Source organism: Streptomyces sp. NPDC005728, assembly GCF_040630895.1.
In the GTDB taxonomy this organism is placed as follows: domain Bacteria; phylum Actinomycetota; class Actinomycetes; order Streptomycetales; family Streptomycetaceae; genus Streptomyces.
Map to the genome: position 1 here is coordinate 1 of NZ_JBEXYL010000068.1, position 14,912 is coordinate 14,912.

Here is a 14,912-nt window from a genome sequence, read left to right on the forward strand (position 1 = left end):
ACCCCCGCCACGGCGCGAAGGCCGTCGGGAAACTCGAAGCTGCACAGCAGGCCCTCGCCCGGTGCAAGCGTGGATCCAAGCGCCGCCGCAAGGCCATGGAGACGGTGGCCCGGCTGCACCGCAAGGTCCGCCGCCAGCGCCTGGACCACGCACACAAGACCGCGCTTGACCTCGTACGGGAACACGACTTCATCGCGCACGAAGACCTCAAGATCCGCAACATGAGCAAGGCCCCCGCACCGAAGCCGGACCCCGAACAGCCGGGCATCTTCCTTCCCAACGGAGCCAGCGTGAAGGCCGGACTCAACCGCTCGATCGCTGATGCCGGATGGGGGGTGTTCCTCGCAATCCTGCACGCCAAGGCTGAAAGCGCCGGACGAGAAGTGATCGCCGTTAACCCCCGCAACACCTCCCGCACCTGCCCCGAATGCGGGCACGTCGCGGCAGAGAACCGGCCCACCCAAGAGAAGTTCCACTGTCAGAACTGCGACCACCAGGCGCACGCTGACACCGTGGGCGCACTCAACGTTCTACGGGCCGGGCTGGTCCGTCGCGAAGCCTAACCGGCATAGCGAGAAGCCCCCTCATAGGGGGGGAGGAGTCACGAGTTCGTCATCGAACCGCTGGGGCAAGGGCGCTGCCGCCTGCGGCACACCCTGGAGCTGAAACGCCGCGGCCCGATGGTGCTGGGCTGGGCTCTGGCGGTGCGCTGGATGCACGACACGGTGATCGAAGAACTCTTCGACAACGCCGAACGGGCCGTCACCGGCACGGCAGCCAGCCCCGTTCGCTGGTCGCCCTGGGTCCGGCTGCTCCACCGGCTCATGTGGGAGAAGGCGGCCGCCAGTGACCTCCCGGCGGGCGCTGGCCTGGCTCGTGCCTCCTTCGAGCAGACCCATTACAGCGACGCGTGGCGGATGACGATGCGTCCCGGGATGCCCAGGGACGCCGAGTCCTGGCGGGGTGTCCTGCGCGGAGCTTCCTTCCCCGTGATGGGTCGCGAGGGCGGAGAGGTGCTGCTGGGCGAGGACGCCGGCCACCTTGACTTCCGGGCCTCGATCCTCGTCGACGACTGTCAGGTCACGCTCAGCACGGTCGTGCGGATCCACAACTGGCGCGGCAGGTTGTACTGGGCCGTGGTCAAGCGTGTCCACCCCTTCATGGCCCGTACCATGCTCCGCCGCATCCACCGGCGACTCGCCCTGGCAGCTCCCAGCGCCGCCGAGCGCGCACAGTCGGCACCCGTTCCCCCTGCATTGCAAGGAAGTTGAGCGGGGATGGACACGGAACCACCTGCTTCGCCGGACAACACTGCCGGCGTGGAAGCGGTGTGCCCGCGGCTACCAGCTCGTCTTCGTCGGGATCGGCGCCCGTGACACCCCTGTGCCCCGTCGGGCGCCTTCGGGAACCTCCCTCTGCAAGATCCCATCTGACAGGGCGGCATGCCACCGCCGACGGGTGAGTCCGGCGTTGCTTGGCTCGGTCGAGCGCCTCGGGAGTGTCCGTCGCGGTGGTTCCTCGGAGATTGGAGACACCCCCCATGCGTCTTTCCACCGCCCACAGAACCGCGACCCGGCGGATCGCCTCCGCCGCCATCGCTGCCGGCGCGGTACTCGGACTCGTCGGTGCGTCCACCGCGACGGCCGACGCAGCGACACCGACGCACCCCGGCCGCCCGGACAGTCCCATCATCGGCGGCACCGAGAAGCCCGTCGGCTCATATCCGTTCATGGCGGCGCTGCTGGCCAAGGGCCGGGGCAACCCGCACGACCGGCAGTTCTGCGGTGGCAGCCTGCTGGACCCGAGCATCGTCATGACGGCCGCACACTGTGTCGTCGGCGTGCAGCCCAAGCAGCTCGAGACGGTCGTCGGCCGCACCGTGCTGTCCAAGAAGAACCAGGGCCACCTGCGCAACGTCACCGACATCGTCGTCCACCCGCGCTACGCCAGGGGCCAGGAGGCGTACGACATTGCGTTCCTGATGCTGGACAAGCCTGTTACCGGTATCGCGCCGGTCAATCTGCCGACCGTGGGCACGGACGCACTCATCCGCCCGGGTGCCAAGGCCACGGTCATCGGCTGGGGCAACACCGACACGGAAGTGCCGAACTATCCGGACCGGCTGCGAGCGGTGGACGTCCCGATCGTGTCGCACATCGAGTGCAAGGCGTCCTACTCGAGCTACGACAAGAAGGTCAACGTCTGCGCGGGCGTCGAGGGCAAGGACTCCTGCCAGGGTGACAGCGGCGGACCGATGTTCCGGAAGCTGCCGGGCCGCCGCGGGGTCTACCAGACAGGCATCGTGTCGTACGGCGACGGCTGCGCGGCACAGGGGGCCCCGGGTGTGTACACGTACACCGGTTCGGCGAAGCTGTGGGACACGCTGGACGAGTCCGCCAAGGGCAAAAAGGTGAAGCAACTGCTCGGCCGCTGATCCGGACCGCCGCCGAAAGAAGGCGCCGCCGCCGATGGACAAGACGAGTCTCGTCCCGGCGATCCGGCAGCAGGGGCTCTGCCCTCCCTGCAAGCAGGCGCTGATCGCTGGAGCCGAGTACGAACCGGACAGTCCACGCGAGTGGATCAACTGGGTCGCGGCCTCGAGGAAGATGCTCCACAAGCATCACTTCACCTACCGGCGAGACGGCGGCACGGACGAGCGGAACAACCTTCGCCTCGTGCACTCCGAATGCCACCGCCGGCACCACGCCGGCGCCGGCAATCGGGCCACCTAACTCTGCCGACCTGCGAAGTCCATGGGGCTTGCTTGAGCCGGATACGGGGAAATCCTGCACGTCCGGTCCTGAGGGGGCCGGATCGCGGCAACGTGATCCGGCTACCCCCGATCCCGGCCATGGCCCCCGCCCAGGTTATGCGCGGCAAGTACATCGAGAGGAGGACGACCGGGCCGAAGGCGGCTCCGAAGCCCGCCCGGGCGTAGCCGACGATGCCCAGCAGCCGGCCGCCACTGAGCGCGATCACGAAAGCCACCAGGGTCACGGCGACGACGGCGGCACGACCGACCCACACCAGCGCCCTGCCCGAGGCACGCCGGTTGAGGAACGCGCGGTAGAAGTCCTCGGTGAGGGCGACGGACGACACAAGGATCCTCCCCTGCGCGTCATCGTGGTCCCCCGTCAGGACGCTCCGAGAATGATCTTCGGTGAGTCAGGTTGGCAAAGCATCGGTGTCCGCTCGTCCACTCGCCGGTGACGCTGAGGGCAAGGTCTTCGGCGACGCTGTTCAGCGCTCGTCGTCCGAGGCGCGCCCAGGGGAAGGGTGGCCCGCATGCCCAGCTCGTCGAGATGTACCTGCTGAATCAGGTCTGCCACCAGGCGGCGGCACATCGAGGACCGCACCGACCGCCTGACCCGTCCCGCCTACGCCGCCCTGGGTGACACCAGCTGTGAACGTCTCGCCGAACTCGCGAGCCCCTTCGGCCGCGCCGTCGTCGAGGCGCGCCTTCTCAAGCTCGGCTGACCGGGCCTTCGCCCCCTCCGCCTGTGGTGGCTCGTCTCCGGGCTCAGCGCACCGATCGGCGGGGCGGGCTCGCCAGTCCGGGGGCCGCTGGGTTCGCACGCCTGACAAGATTCGTCCGTCTCCTCCGTCCACTGCCGGCTGCGCCGCCTCATAAGGTGAGCTGTGGGGAACGAAGATCGACGCGGGTGAGCAGGTCCACGGTGGGGGGACGAGAGCATGGCAGGACTGGTGGGCAGGCCGTCGGAACTCGCGCGGTTGGACGCCCTGCTCGCAGGCCTGGGGCGGTCCGAACTGCCAGTGGTCGTCGACATCGTCGGTGAACCCGGCATCGGGAAGAGCAGGTTGCTCGACGAAGCGTGCGCGCGGGCCCGTCGGGCCGGGTTCACCGTACTGCGCGGCCGGGCCACGGAGTACGAACAGCACGTCCCCTTCCGGCTGTTCACCGACGCGTTCGCCGACGCCGACCCCGACACACCGGCCGCCGACCCCGCCCTCGCCGAAGCGCGCTCGGTGCTGCACGGCGTGCGGCACGCGCCAGGCGACGTGTCCGTCGGAGGCGCCGCCGCCCGATTCGGGCTTCATCGTGCGATCGCCGCGTTCCTGACGCACCTGGGTGAGCGCGGTCTGCTGCTGGCCCTGGACGACCTGCACTGGACGGATCCCGCGTCGCGCGAGCTCGTGGACCACCTGATCCGGCACCCTGCGCGCGGGCGTGTCCTCCTGGTGGTGGCCCGGCGGATCCGGCAGACGCCGACATCGCTGGCCGCGGCGCTGACGCGCGGCGCAGACAGCGGAGCCGTGCTCCAGCTCGCCCTGGGGCCGCTCTCCGAGCAGGAATCCGTCCTGGCGCTGGCTCCCGACGTTCCCGAGGACCAGGCCAAGCAGCTGCACGCCGCCAGCGAGGGCAACCCTTTGTATCTGCTCGCCCTGGCGCACGCGTGCCGCACAGGGGCGTCACTGCGCGGCGTCACCCCCGGCACCCACGCCGACGCCATGGACCCGACGGGCATACCCGGCGGGCTCGCGGCGCTGCTGCTCGACGAGTTGGCCACGCTCACCGGGCCACAGCGCCAGGTCGTCGAGGCGGTGGCGACGCTCGGCGACCATGCCACGCCGGCCATGCTGACAGTGGTGACCGGGCTCGCCCTTCAGGAGGTGGAGAACGAGACCGGTGCCCTGGTGGTACGGGATGTGCTGCGGGCCGGGCCGGGCGGCCGGTGGGTGCTGCGCCATCCCCTGGTCCGGGCCCTGGTCTACGAGAGAACCGCGCCGACGCGGCGGGCCGAAGTCCATCGCCGCGCCGCGCGCGAACTGGCCCGCGGCGGCGCTCCCGCCACCGAGCGGGCCCGCCACGTCGAACGGTCAGTGACCGGCTGGGACCCCCAGGCCGCGGAGGTGCTCATCGAGGCCGCCGCTCGGTTCGCGTCAACCGCGCCGGCCACTACCGCCCATCTGCTGGATGTCGTCCTCACCCATATGCCGGACACTCCCGAGCGCTTCACACAACGCGGCGAACTGGTCCTGGCGCGCGCCCGCGCGCTCGGCGTCAGCGGGAACCTCCGGGAGAGCCGGGACCTGCTGCACACCCTGATCGAGACGTCCGGCAAGGACCATCCCGAACTACGTACGCAGGCCGTCACCCAGTGTGCCGTGATGGAGCGGCACCTGGGCCACTCCCCCGAGGCCACCGCCCTGCTGCGCCGGGAGCTGTCCCGCGACCCGGGCCCGTCCCCCGCTCAGGCGGTCTCCCTGCGCCTGGCCCTAGGCATGTCCGCCCTGCTGACCGCGTCCTATCCGGAGGCACGCGGGGACGTCACGCAGGCCGTCGCCGTCGCGCGTGCCGACGACGATCCCGCCGGTGAGGCGGCGGCGCTGGCCCTGGCAGCCCTGGGCGAGGCGTACGAGGGGGAAACGGAGGCGGCGGCCCGGTTCACCGACGCCGCCGGGTCCCTCGCGGACGCGCTGACCGATCCCGGTCTCGCGGATCCGTGCGAGGCGCTGGTCTGGCTGGCCTGGGCGGAAACCCTGCTGGAGCGCTACCGCGACGCCGAGCGGCACATCACCCGAGGGCTCGGTATAGCCCGCCGTACCGGACAACTCCATGTCCTGCCGCACCTGCTGACGTGCAGGGCCTTCGTCCACCTCACCACCTGCCGTCTGCCGTCCGCGCTGGAGGCCGCCGAGGAGGCGGAGTCCATTGCCCGGGCCGCGGGCAGCGACGACCTGCTGGGCTTCGCCCTGGCCATCAAGACCCTGGTGCTGCTGCTGGCCCGTCCGCTGGGGGACGGCAGCGCCTTGTCCACAGGTGAGGAGGCCGTCGCCGTGGGAGGCCGGAGCAGGGGCTGGTGGTCGTCGCTGGCTTGGTGCATGCTCGGGCACGCGACGTACGTGAGCGGTGACCCCCACGGCGCCCGGGAGGCCATCACGAGGGCAGGCGGTGGCCCTGGACTGCCCCTGCTGCAACCGTCGATCCGTCCAGGTCAGCTCGACACCCTCGCGGCCGCGGCCCTCGCCGCCGGTGACATGGAGGCGGCCGGCCGCTGGGTCGCTCAGGCGACGCGCGAGGCCGACCGGCTCGGCCTCGACGGTCAGCGCGCGGCCGCCCTGCGTGCCCAGGCCACGCTGGCCGAGCACCACAGCGAAGACGGCAGGGCCGTACGGCTCCTCGACGCGGCGGCTGGGGAATACGTCCGCTGCGGCCAGACCCTGTGGGAGGCGTACTCCCTGCTGCGGGCGGCGCCCTTGGCGCAGCGCAACGGGCAAGGCGCGCGGGCCGCCGCGATGTGGCAGCGGGCCCACCGGATCGCCGTCGCCGGCGGCGCGCGCCTGCTGGTGGACCTTGCCGAATTGATCCGCCCCCAGGTGATGGCGGAGACACCGGTGGTTCCGGCGCAGCTCGCGGAGCTGACGGCCCGTGAGCTGGAGGTGGCGGGGTTGGTGGCGGAGGGGCTGAGCAACCAGGACATCGCCGCCCGGCTCCACCTCAGTCGACGCACCGTCGAAACCCATCTGTCCTCGATCTACCGCAAGGTGTCGGTGCCGTCCCGCTCGGCCCTGACCGGACTCATGACGCGGATCGGACTGGGTGCCGGCTCCTGAGCGATGCCCGGTGATCAGTTGTAGGCGCGGGTCCGGGCCGCCCGAAGCTGCGGCGCGAGGCTCACCACGACAGCGACTGCGACGGTGGCGAGCCATACCGCGTACAGCACGGCCGGGTGTGCCCGGCGACACGAGGCCACCCATGTGATCCACCCGGCCGCTGAGGCCGCGGCCAGCGCCGCCACGACGGACACGGGCAGCACACGGCCCGCGAGCGGATGCTCGGGCAGAGACGCCGTGCAGTGGTCGCCGTCATTCATGAGCGCGGTTGTCAGCCTCATCACCGGGGTCGCGAGCACCGACGCCACTCAGGCCAGGGCAGTCAGCAGCCCGTACGGCACCCCGCGCAGGCCCAGCAGGGCGCCGGGCGGCGCCGTGCACATCAACAGGATCGGCACCAGCATCCACGGCATGCCCTGGTCCAGCGCGGCAGCGCGGTACTGATCGCTGACCTGCGACGCCCCGCACACGGCGGTCACGACCGCCAGGACTGCCAGGGCGTGCGCCGGGATCCGGGCTCGGGACGTACCCGGGCAGGACGCGGGCCAGAGGGCTCCTCGCGCCTCATCGCCGGTCGTCGGCTTCACGGATGCTCACCTTTCGTCGTGTGCGCGGTCCGCGGGGATGCTCCTACCCGCCGCTCGGTCGCACCGCGTCAGTGTGTCGGGCCGCGAGTGCAGGCACATCCGTGAAACCACGCACTCCACGCGCATACCGGCCGGACACCAGGTACGTATCGAAACACGTAGCCGGTTACGTGTTTCCACTGAGGCCGTTTCCCTCGCTGCCGTCTACGTTCGGGTAGTCGGACGACTCAAGCGGTTCAGAGGGGATTGTGTGAAGGGCAACACCCGAGGTGTGCGGGGAAGTTGGGTGACGCTCCTGGTGGCGGGGACTCTGCTGGCCGGGTGCTCGGCGCAGGGAGCGGACGGCGGGCCCTCCCGACGGACCGGGTCATCCACGCCCACGGCCTCGCCGGAAGCTGCAGCGCCCCCGTCGGGCGGCTCGACCGCCGCCCCCGTCTTCACACCCGACGCCGCCCTCGTCCCCAGGACCTCGGAGGACGGGCAACGCCTGGTGGACTCGGTGGTGTTCGCTCCGGGCGACTGGGGCCGGGGCTTCGTCGTGCAGGACCCGGCCGAGAGCACCCCGGGCACCTGGGCCGTGCTGGACGACGGCTGCCGCTGGTCGCGGGAGAGGGCCCCTCGGGGGGTACTGGCCAGCTTGTCCCGGTACAGCTTGCTGCCTGCCGCCGGAGGCAAAGGTGCCGTCAAGGTGACGGCCGCGGCCACCGTGCACTCCTCTGCCCTCGGCGCCGACGAACAACTGAGCACGACCCTGGAGGAAGTTCTGCGCTGTCCAGAGCAACAGCCACGGGCCGACGAGCGGATCACGGGTCTGAACTCGCTCGGCACCCCCTTCGGCGCCCGCGAGCAGGAGTACGCCGACGACTCCGTGCTCGAGGCCGGCCAGTACGTGGAGAAGGGCGGCGCCGCGCAGCTGTACCGGTGGATGGTCGCCCGGCTGGGCACGGTCGTCGTGGCCGTCTCCGTGACGGGCGGGAAGGGGCACACTGCGCAGGAACTCCAACAATTGGGCGGCACCGCCCTGGGCCAGATGCTGGGGCGCATCCAGCAGCGGCTGAAGGGGAAGTGATGGAACCGCTGCATACCTCGGATCCGTCCAGGCTGGCGGGCCATCGGCTGCTCGGGCGGCTCGGCGCGGGCGGGATGGGTGTCGTGTACCTGGCCCGCTCGGCCGGTGGTTCACTGGTCGCGCTGAAGGTGATCCAGGCCGAGTACGCCGAGGACGCCGACTTCCGGGAGCGGTTCCGGCGCGAGGCGGAGACGGCTCGCCGGATGACGAGTCCTTGGGTGGCGTCCCTCGTCGACGCGGACCCGGAGGCGTCGCAGCCCTGGCTGGCCACCGACTTCGTGCCGGGGCCCTCGCTCGGTGAGGCTATCGCGGCGCACGGTCCGTTGCCCGTGGGGAGCCTGCGCGTGCTGGGGTCGCGGCTCGCTCAGGCGCTGCGGGACCTGCACCGGGTCGGTCTCGTGCACCGGGACGTCAAGCCGGGCAATGTGCTGCTGGCGCTCGACGGCCCCCGGCTGATCGACTTCGGTGTGGCCCGCGATCCGCAGGACACCGCGCTCACGTCGACCGGCGTGGTGGTCGGCACTCCCGGCTTCCTGGCACCGGAACAGGCCCGGGGAGGGCGGGAGTTGGGACCTGCCGGCGACATCTTTTCGTTGGGCTGCGTGCTGGTCTTCGCGGCCACCGGCCGTCCTCCGTTCGGTACCGGCTCGCTGGACGCGCTGCTGTACCGCACGGTGCACGACGCGCCCGACTTTGAGGGTGTTCCGCAGGAGCTCGCCGAGGTGGTGAGCGGCTGTCTGGAGAAGGACCCGCAGCTGCGGCCCACGGCGGAAGCGCTGTCGGAGGCGCTCACGGTCGCCGCGCCTGACATGCCTCCCGAGCCTGCGGACCCACGGGAGGCCCTGCGGGCGGTGCGTCGCGCGGTCCCGGACGGGACCGGCGCGCCCGATGCGGTGGCCGAGGATGAGGGCGACCAGGCGGCCGACGGGCAGATCCCCGGCGACGAAGCCTGGTTGCCCGAGCCGTTGGTCCGGCTGATCGCCGAACGGTCTGCCCGCGGGCTCGCGCTCCCCGGCGCGGACGACACCGAGGTCGACTCGGCACCCGCCGACACCGCTGCCGCGGACACCGAAGCCGTGGCACCGCCGGGCCGCACCGTCGACAGGCGACGGTTCCTTCTCATGGCCGGCGGCGCGGCGGTGGTGACGGCCGGGGGTGGCCTTGCCGCCTGGGCCGCGTTGTCTGGTGACGGCAACAGCAGCGGCTCCGGCCCCGCCCGGACGGCCACCCAGCCCGTGCACACCATCGGCCTGCACGCCGACCTGAGCGGTGAGCAGAAGGCGATCGGCCGAGCTCAGGAGCGCGGGCTGCGGCTGGCGGTCGAGGAGTTCAACTCCCGGAAGGGCAGGCCCTTCACGCTCGCCGTGAAGGCCGTGGACGACGGTGGCGATCAGGCCAAGGCGCCCGCCGTGGCCAGGCGACTCGTCGCCGACTCCTCCGTTCTGGCCGTGATCGGTCCCACCACGGACGCCACCGCCCTGGCCTCGCTCGCGACGTACGACGCCGCGTCTCTGCCCCTCATCGCGGTGTCGCCCGGCGCCACCGTGCTGACGGTGGTGGGCAGCCGCTCCGTCCTCCACGCCCGCGTGACGGACACGATCCTGCCGTTCCATCTCCTCGCGTATCTGCGCGGCACCGCGAAGTCGCGCACGATCGGGATCGTCGACGACCGGGCGGCGGACACGTACGCCTGGGAGATCAGCAGCACCCTCACCAAGATCCTGCGGGACGGCAGACAGCCCGCCGTGCCGAAGGTGGTCAGCGCGTTGCGGACCGACTTCGCGCCGACCCTCGACGCCCTGCTCGACGGCGGCGCGGACTCGGTGGTCTTCGCCGGCTACCACGACCGGGCCGCGCTGCTCGCGCGTGAGTTGAGCAGCCGTGACTTCCCGGGAGCCCGGGCCGCCGCCCAGGGGGTGCTCGACACCCGGTTCCTGTCCGCCGCCGGGGACGCGGCCGACGGCTGGGTGATCGTCGCCCCCGTCATGGACGCCTCCGTGGCTCCGCAGGCCAAGTCGTTCGCGGCCGCGTACCGCAAGCGGTTCGACGCCGAGCCGGAGCGGTATGCCGTCGAGGCGTACGACGTGGCCCGGTTGACCGTGCAGGGTCTGAGTTCGCTGGCGGCCGGGCACGTCACCCGCCAGAACCTGACGACGGCGCTGCGCTCGGCGACGTACAAGGGGATCACCAGGAACTTCGCGTTCGACAAGAGCACCGGAAGCCTGGTCGTCGACGGCACCGGGGTCTACCTGTGGAAGGTCACCGGCGGCAGGTTCTCGTACCAGGGTGTGGCGCCTTTCCAGGTGTCCGCCTGAGGGGTCGCTGATGGAGCCGTTGCGTGGTGCCGACCCGGCCAGGATCGCGGGTTACCGGCTGCTGCGCCGACTCGGCGCGGGTGGCATGGGTGTGGTGTACCTGGCCCGATCCGGTGGAGGTTCGCTCGCCGCGGTGAAGGTCATCCGCGCCGCGTATGCGCAGGACCCGGGCTTCCGGGCCCGTTTCCGCCGTGAGGTGGAGACGGCGGGCCGGGTCGCGAGCCCCTGGGTCGTACCGCTGCTCGACGCGGAGCCGGACGCGGAGTCGCCGTGGCTCGCCACGGCGTTCGTGCCGGGCCCCTCGCTGGCCGAGGCGGTCGAGGAGTGCGGTCCGCTGCCAGAGGCTTCGGTACGGTTCCTGGGCGCCCGGCTCGCCGAGGCGCTGGGCTCCGTGCACGGGGCGGGTCTGGTGCACCGGGACGTCAAGCCGGGCAATGTGCTGCTCGCGGTGGACGGGCCGCGGATGATCGACTTCGGTATCGCCCGGATGCCGGAGGACACCGCGCTCACCGCCAGCGGGATGGTGGTCGGCTCCCCCGGGTTCCTCTCCCCCGAACAGGCCCAGGGGCGGGGCCGGGAGATCGGACCGGCCAGCGACGTCTTCTCGCTCGGCTGTCTGCTGGCGTTCGCGGTGACGGGCGAGCGCCCCTTCGGCCGGGGCTCCGCGGCCGAGGTGCTGCTGCGTACGGTCCACGACGAACCGGACCTGGACGGCGTACCGGTGCCGTTGCTGCCGCTGCTGCGGGACTGCCTGGCGAAGGGGCCCGGCGCCCGCCCCACCGTGACCGAGGTGCAGGGGGTTCTGGACCGTGGGAGCGAGGCCGGGGGCTGGTTGCCGGAGTCGCTCACCCGGCTGATCGCGCGCCGATCGGCCGCCGTCCTCGCCCTGCCCGCGGTCGAGGCGACCGAAGTCTACGGCGCTCCGGCAGGCGTCGACACGGTGGCTGTCTCGGAGGGACCGCAGAAGGGCGCCACGCGACGCCGCTTCCTGGTGCTGGGCTCAACCGCCGGGGTCGTAGCGGCGGGCGCCACGGCGCCGTGGTGGACAGCGGGTCGCCCCGGCCGCCCCTCGACGCAAGGTGGCGGCACACGGCTTCCGCAGCTGATGGTCGCCCTGCATGCCGATCTGACGGGAGGCCACAAGACGGCCGGACTGGCGCAGGAGAGCGGTGTCCGGTTGGCCGTCGACCACCTCAACTCCAGTGCCGGCCGCGGCTTCGACCTCACCCTCCAGGTGCACGACGACGCCGGCAGCACCACCCGGGCGCAACAGGTCGCACGGCAGCTGGCGGCCGACGTCAGGGTCCGCGCGGTGATCGGGCCGACCACCGACGCCTGCGCCAAGGCCGTCCTCGAGCAGTACCGGAAAGCACTGCTGCCCATGATCTCCGTGTCGGTCGGGCTCAACGGGGTGGACACGGGCACGTACCGGACGTACGCGGCCACCCGGCCACCTGACCGCAACTTGGTGGCGCCGTTGGTCGCCTACCTCGTCCGTACTGTCCAGGCACACCGGACGGTGCTGATCGACGACGCGGCCGAGGGCGACTTCAGCTGGGAGATCTGTGCGGGCGTCGCCGAGGCGGTCGGATCCGGGCAGCGCACCACGACCCGGCGCACCATCGCCGCGGAGGACGACGGGGCCGACGACTTCCGTGCCCTCGCCGAGTCGGTGACCGACGCGGACGCGGACGCAGTGCTGTTCGCCGGAGGACACGCACGCGCGGCGAAACTGGCGCGTGCGCTGCGCGCCGTCGGTTACTCCGGTGCGCGGCTGGCCACCCAACGCGCCCTCGACCCACGCTTCCTCACCTCGGCGCGCGACGCCGGCGAGGGGTGGGTCTTCGCCACCGCCTTCCTCGATCCGACCCGTGTGACGGCCGCGAAGTCCTTCGTCAGTGCCTACCGCGAACGCTTCGGTGCCGCCCCGCCCTGGTACTCGGCGGAGGCCTACGACGCGACGCTCTTCGTGGCCCGAGCGATCACAACGCTGGGCCCGTCCCGCGCGGAACGGGGCGCGATCGTGGGGCGGCTGCGCGAGACCGACTACCGGGGGATCACCAAGCGGCTGCGCTACACGTCGTCGAGCACCGGGTACACCATGAAGGCGCTGTACCTCTTCCAGGCGTCCGGAGGCCGCTTCCGCTTTCTCGGCCAGTACGAGGATGCCACGGCCTGAGCCGCGCTGCCGACGTGGACGTCACGCTTCCTCGGTCGCCTCCGGGTAGGCCCAGCGGTGCCGAACGCTTCCGCGTTCCCGGTGGTCGATGCGAGAGACCTCGGGCGCTCCGTTGCTGCGCGTGAGCATTGCGCTGATCAGCGTGCGGTAGGCGAAGAAGAGTGTCGCGGCCCCGGTGACGGCGAAGGCGACCCCAGGCCCGTATCCCGTGCCTGTGGCAGTGCGGATCACGTGTACGAAGCCGTAGCCGCTGAGGACCGTCGCCAGGGCGCACACCTTCCACAGCACCCCGTGCAGGCGCCGCTCACGTCGCACGTCGGCGAACGACGGCAGGACCACCAGGAGTTGTGCACCGCAGTGGTCGCAGGTCTCCTGGGTCTCGTTCCTGCGCTCGTCGAAACGTTGCAGACAGCTGGTGGTGGCGTTGGTGAGGGCGATCGTCCGGGTCAGCTTGTCAGTGACCTCCTTGGTGATGGTGTGCATGATCCTGTACTGGAAGGTCCCCGGCACCTCTGCGACCACGGCTACCGCCGCCTTTCGACCAGGTACCGGGCGCGCCACTGCGGCAGGCAGTCGCGGAGGTACAGAGCGAAGGGGATCCACCAGATCAGATCGTTGGTCACGAGGATGACACCGGAGGCCAGGGGCCACTCGCCGGTGAGTGCCAGCCCCAGCCAGCCGAGCGGTCCGAGGACCTTGCCGGCCAGGCCGACCGCGGCGACGGCGAAGCCTTCGGCGGGGCGGAGGGCCACGTCCAGGTAGAGCAGCCCGTACAGGCCGAGCACCATGCCCAGCGTCATGAAGATCTGCGGGTGGTTCTGCGGGGGCATGTCGGCGACCCGGAACAGCCATTGCGGGTCGATGACCGCGTAGCAGCCCCAGACGATGTTGTAGACGCCGGCCGCCGCGAACACCCGTCGGTGCAGCCGCTCATGGGGCACGGGAGAAGTCTCACGAAGTACGAACACGATCCTATTGTCGTGTCCATGTGCCGGTAGCATGCCACCGCATGGGGGAATCGAATGTTGTCGTGATCGGGGGCAGCGGCTTCTACGGGCGGTACGTCGTCGCCGATCTGCTGCGCCGGCCCGACGTCCGCGTCACCGTCGTCTCCCGCAGACCGCCGCATCCTCCCTTCCCGTCCGACCGGGTCCACTGGGTCGCCGGCGACCGCGATGCCCCGGAGCGGCTGGGCGACCTCCTGGATGACGCGGTCGCGGTCGTGCACTGTGCGGGCCCGTTCCAGGCCCTCGACGGCCCCGGCACCCATCCGCTCGGGCCGCTGCGGGCGGCGGTGTCCGCCGGAGTACCGTACGTCGACATCTGCGAGGACCGCGGCTTTCTGCGCGCGGCGGCGACGCTGGCCCGCTCGGCGACGGCTCCCGTCCTGACCGGAGCGTCCGTCGTGCCGGGCCTCCAGGCTCTGATCGTCCACGACCTCGCACGCGGCATGGACCGTGTCGACGGTGTCCTGTGCTGTGCCGCTCCCGACACCCGGCGCCACCGCGGCCCGGCGATGTTCGAGGCGATGATGCACGGCGCCGGACTCCCGTTCACTGCTCCTCGCGGGGGCGTACCCACCGTGGTGCACGGCTGGTCCGAGCCCGAGTGGGCGCTGTTCCCGCCGCCGGTCGGCAGACGCCTGGTCCACCAGGTGTACGAGATGGCCGACCTGGACGTCCTGGCCGAACTGTGCGGTGCCCGCACGATCGCTTTCAAAGCCGGCACCGAATTCACCGCCGTCAACCGGGCGTTGGGCCTCTTCGCCGCGCTACGTGCCCGCACCGGGCGGCCCCGCTCCACCCGGCACTGGACCCCGCTGGTGCGCGCGATGTCGTGGCTCGTCGGCCGGGTCGGCGACGAGGCGGGCGGGTTCACGGTCACCGTGAGCGGGGAGGCAGGCGGACGGCCGGTCACCCGACGGCTGGGGATGACGGCCCGGCAGGACGGCGGCCGCATTCCCTCACTGCTCGCCGGTATCGCCGTCGACCACCTGCTGGCCGGCCGGCTCCGCACGACCGGCCTGGTTCCGCTCCACTCCTGGTTGGCACCGCACGAACTGCGTACGGCGCTGCGCGACCGTGAGATCAGCCTGTGGCGCAGGGACGACGAGGACGACTGGCGGCCGTGGAAGGAGTGACGAGCCGTCACCGTCCGACGTGGGCCCGCGGTGTGACCGTGGCTCG

General features: G+C 71.5%; 14 protein-coding genes. 9 read left to right on the plus strand and 5 right to left on the minus strand.

Annotated elements, in window-relative coordinates; genetic code table 11:
* The 4 genes from ABZ471_RS33775 to ABZ471_RS33790 form a co-directional block, all read left to right on the plus strand.
* Positions 1-563 (plus strand): transposase (locus tag ABZ471_RS33775; RefSeq protein ID WP_359071866.1); only part of this gene is annotated, 563 nt, incomplete at its 5' end.
* Positions 564-713: 150 nt separating this feature from the next.
* The gene (locus ABZ471_RS33780) at positions 714-1,271 is read left to right on the plus strand and encodes a DUF2867 domain-containing protein (RefSeq protein WP_359071868.1); all 558 of its coding nucleotides are present in this window, start codon (positions 714-716) and stop codon (positions 1,269-1,271) included.
* 269 nt (positions 1,272-1,540) lie between these two features.
* Positions 1,541-2,434 (plus strand): serine protease, encoded by an 894-nt coding sequence (locus tag ABZ471_RS33785; RefSeq protein WP_359071870.1) that lies wholly within the window; start codon positions 1,541-1,543, stop codon positions 2,432-2,434.
* Between the two features lie 34 nt (positions 2,435-2,468).
* Complete coding sequence (locus ABZ471_RS33790) at positions 2,469-2,732, plus strand: HNH endonuclease (RefSeq protein ID WP_359071871.1); 264 nt, start codon at positions 2,469-2,471, stop codon at positions 2,730-2,732.
* Here ABZ471_RS33790 and ABZ471_RS33795 read toward each other — a convergent pair.
* The gene (locus ABZ471_RS33795; protein ID WP_359071872.1) at positions 2,626-3,099 is read right to left on the minus strand and encodes a hypothetical protein; all 474 of its coding nucleotides are present in this window, start codon (positions 3,097-3,099) and stop codon (positions 2,626-2,628) included. The genes ABZ471_RS33790 and ABZ471_RS33795 overlap by 107 nt on opposite strands.
* Before the next feature lie 594 nt (positions 3,100-3,693).
* Between ABZ471_RS33795 and ABZ471_RS33800 the strand changes: the two genes are divergently transcribed.
* Positions 3,694-6,576 (plus strand): AAA family ATPase, encoded by a 2,883-nt coding sequence (locus tag ABZ471_RS33800; RefSeq protein ID WP_359071873.1) that lies wholly within the window; start codon positions 3,694-3,696, stop codon positions 6,574-6,576.
* Positions 6,577-6,590: 14 nt separating this feature from the next.
* Here ABZ471_RS33800 and ABZ471_RS33805 read toward each other — a convergent pair whose 3' ends face one another.
* Together ABZ471_RS33805 and ABZ471_RS33810 are read right to left on the minus strand one after the other, a co-directional pair.
* Complete coding sequence (locus tag ABZ471_RS33805) at positions 6,591-6,836, minus strand: hypothetical protein (protein ID WP_359071875.1); 246 nt, start codon at positions 6,834-6,836, stop codon at positions 6,591-6,593.
* A 48-nt stretch (positions 6,837-6,884) separates the two neighbouring features.
* Positions 6,885-7,163, minus strand: coding sequence for a hypothetical protein (locus tag ABZ471_RS33810; protein ID WP_359071877.1), 279 nt, complete (start codon positions 7,161-7,163; stop codon positions 6,885-6,887).
* Positions 7,164-7,449: 286 nt separating this feature from the next.
* Here ABZ471_RS33810 and ABZ471_RS33815 point away from each other — a divergent pair, with 286 nt between their 5' ends.
* From ABZ471_RS33815 to ABZ471_RS33825, 3 genes are read left to right on the plus strand one after another with little or no spacing between them, the layout of a single operon-like run.
* Complete coding sequence (locus tag ABZ471_RS33815) at positions 7,450-8,232, plus strand: hypothetical protein (RefSeq protein ID WP_359071878.1); 783 nt, start codon at positions 7,450-7,452, stop codon at positions 8,230-8,232.
* Positions 8,232-10,547: a bifunctional serine/threonine-protein kinase/ABC transporter substrate-binding protein gene (locus tag ABZ471_RS33820; RefSeq protein WP_359071880.1), complete on the plus strand. Its 2,316-nt coding sequence runs from the start codon at positions 8,232-8,234 to the stop codon at positions 10,545-10,547. Before ABZ471_RS33815 ends, ABZ471_RS33820 begins: the two co-directional genes overlap by 1 nt.
* Before the next feature lie 10 nt (positions 10,548-10,557).
* Positions 10,558-12,726 (plus strand): bifunctional serine/threonine-protein kinase/ABC transporter substrate-binding protein, encoded by a 2,169-nt coding sequence (locus tag ABZ471_RS33825; RefSeq protein WP_359071882.1) that lies wholly within the window; start codon positions 10,558-10,560, stop codon positions 12,724-12,726.
* A gap of 21 nt (positions 12,727-12,747) precedes the next feature.
* On the opposite strand, the gene ABZ471_RS33830 is transcribed toward ABZ471_RS33825, so the two are convergent.
* Both ABZ471_RS33830 and ABZ471_RS33835 read right to left on the minus strand, forming a co-directional pair.
* Positions 12,748-13,209, minus strand: a complete 462-nt coding sequence (locus ABZ471_RS33830; RefSeq protein ID WP_359071883.1) for a hypothetical protein — start codon at positions 13,207-13,209, stop codon at positions 12,748-12,750.
* Positions 13,210-13,250: 41 nt separating this feature from the next.
* Complete coding sequence (locus ABZ471_RS33835) at positions 13,251-13,694, minus strand: hypothetical protein (protein WP_359071885.1); 444 nt, start codon at positions 13,692-13,694, stop codon at positions 13,251-13,253.
* A gap of 41 nt (positions 13,695-13,735) precedes the next feature.
* Between ABZ471_RS33835 and ABZ471_RS33840 the strand changes: the two genes are divergently transcribed.
* Positions 13,736-14,866 carry a saccharopine dehydrogenase NADP-binding domain-containing protein gene (locus tag ABZ471_RS33840; RefSeq protein WP_359071886.1) on the plus strand — a complete coding sequence of 377 codons (1,131 nt, stop codon included), beginning with the start codon at positions 13,736-13,738 and terminating at the stop codon, positions 14,864-14,866.
* The last annotated feature ends 46 nt before the right edge of the window (positions 14,867-14,912 follow it).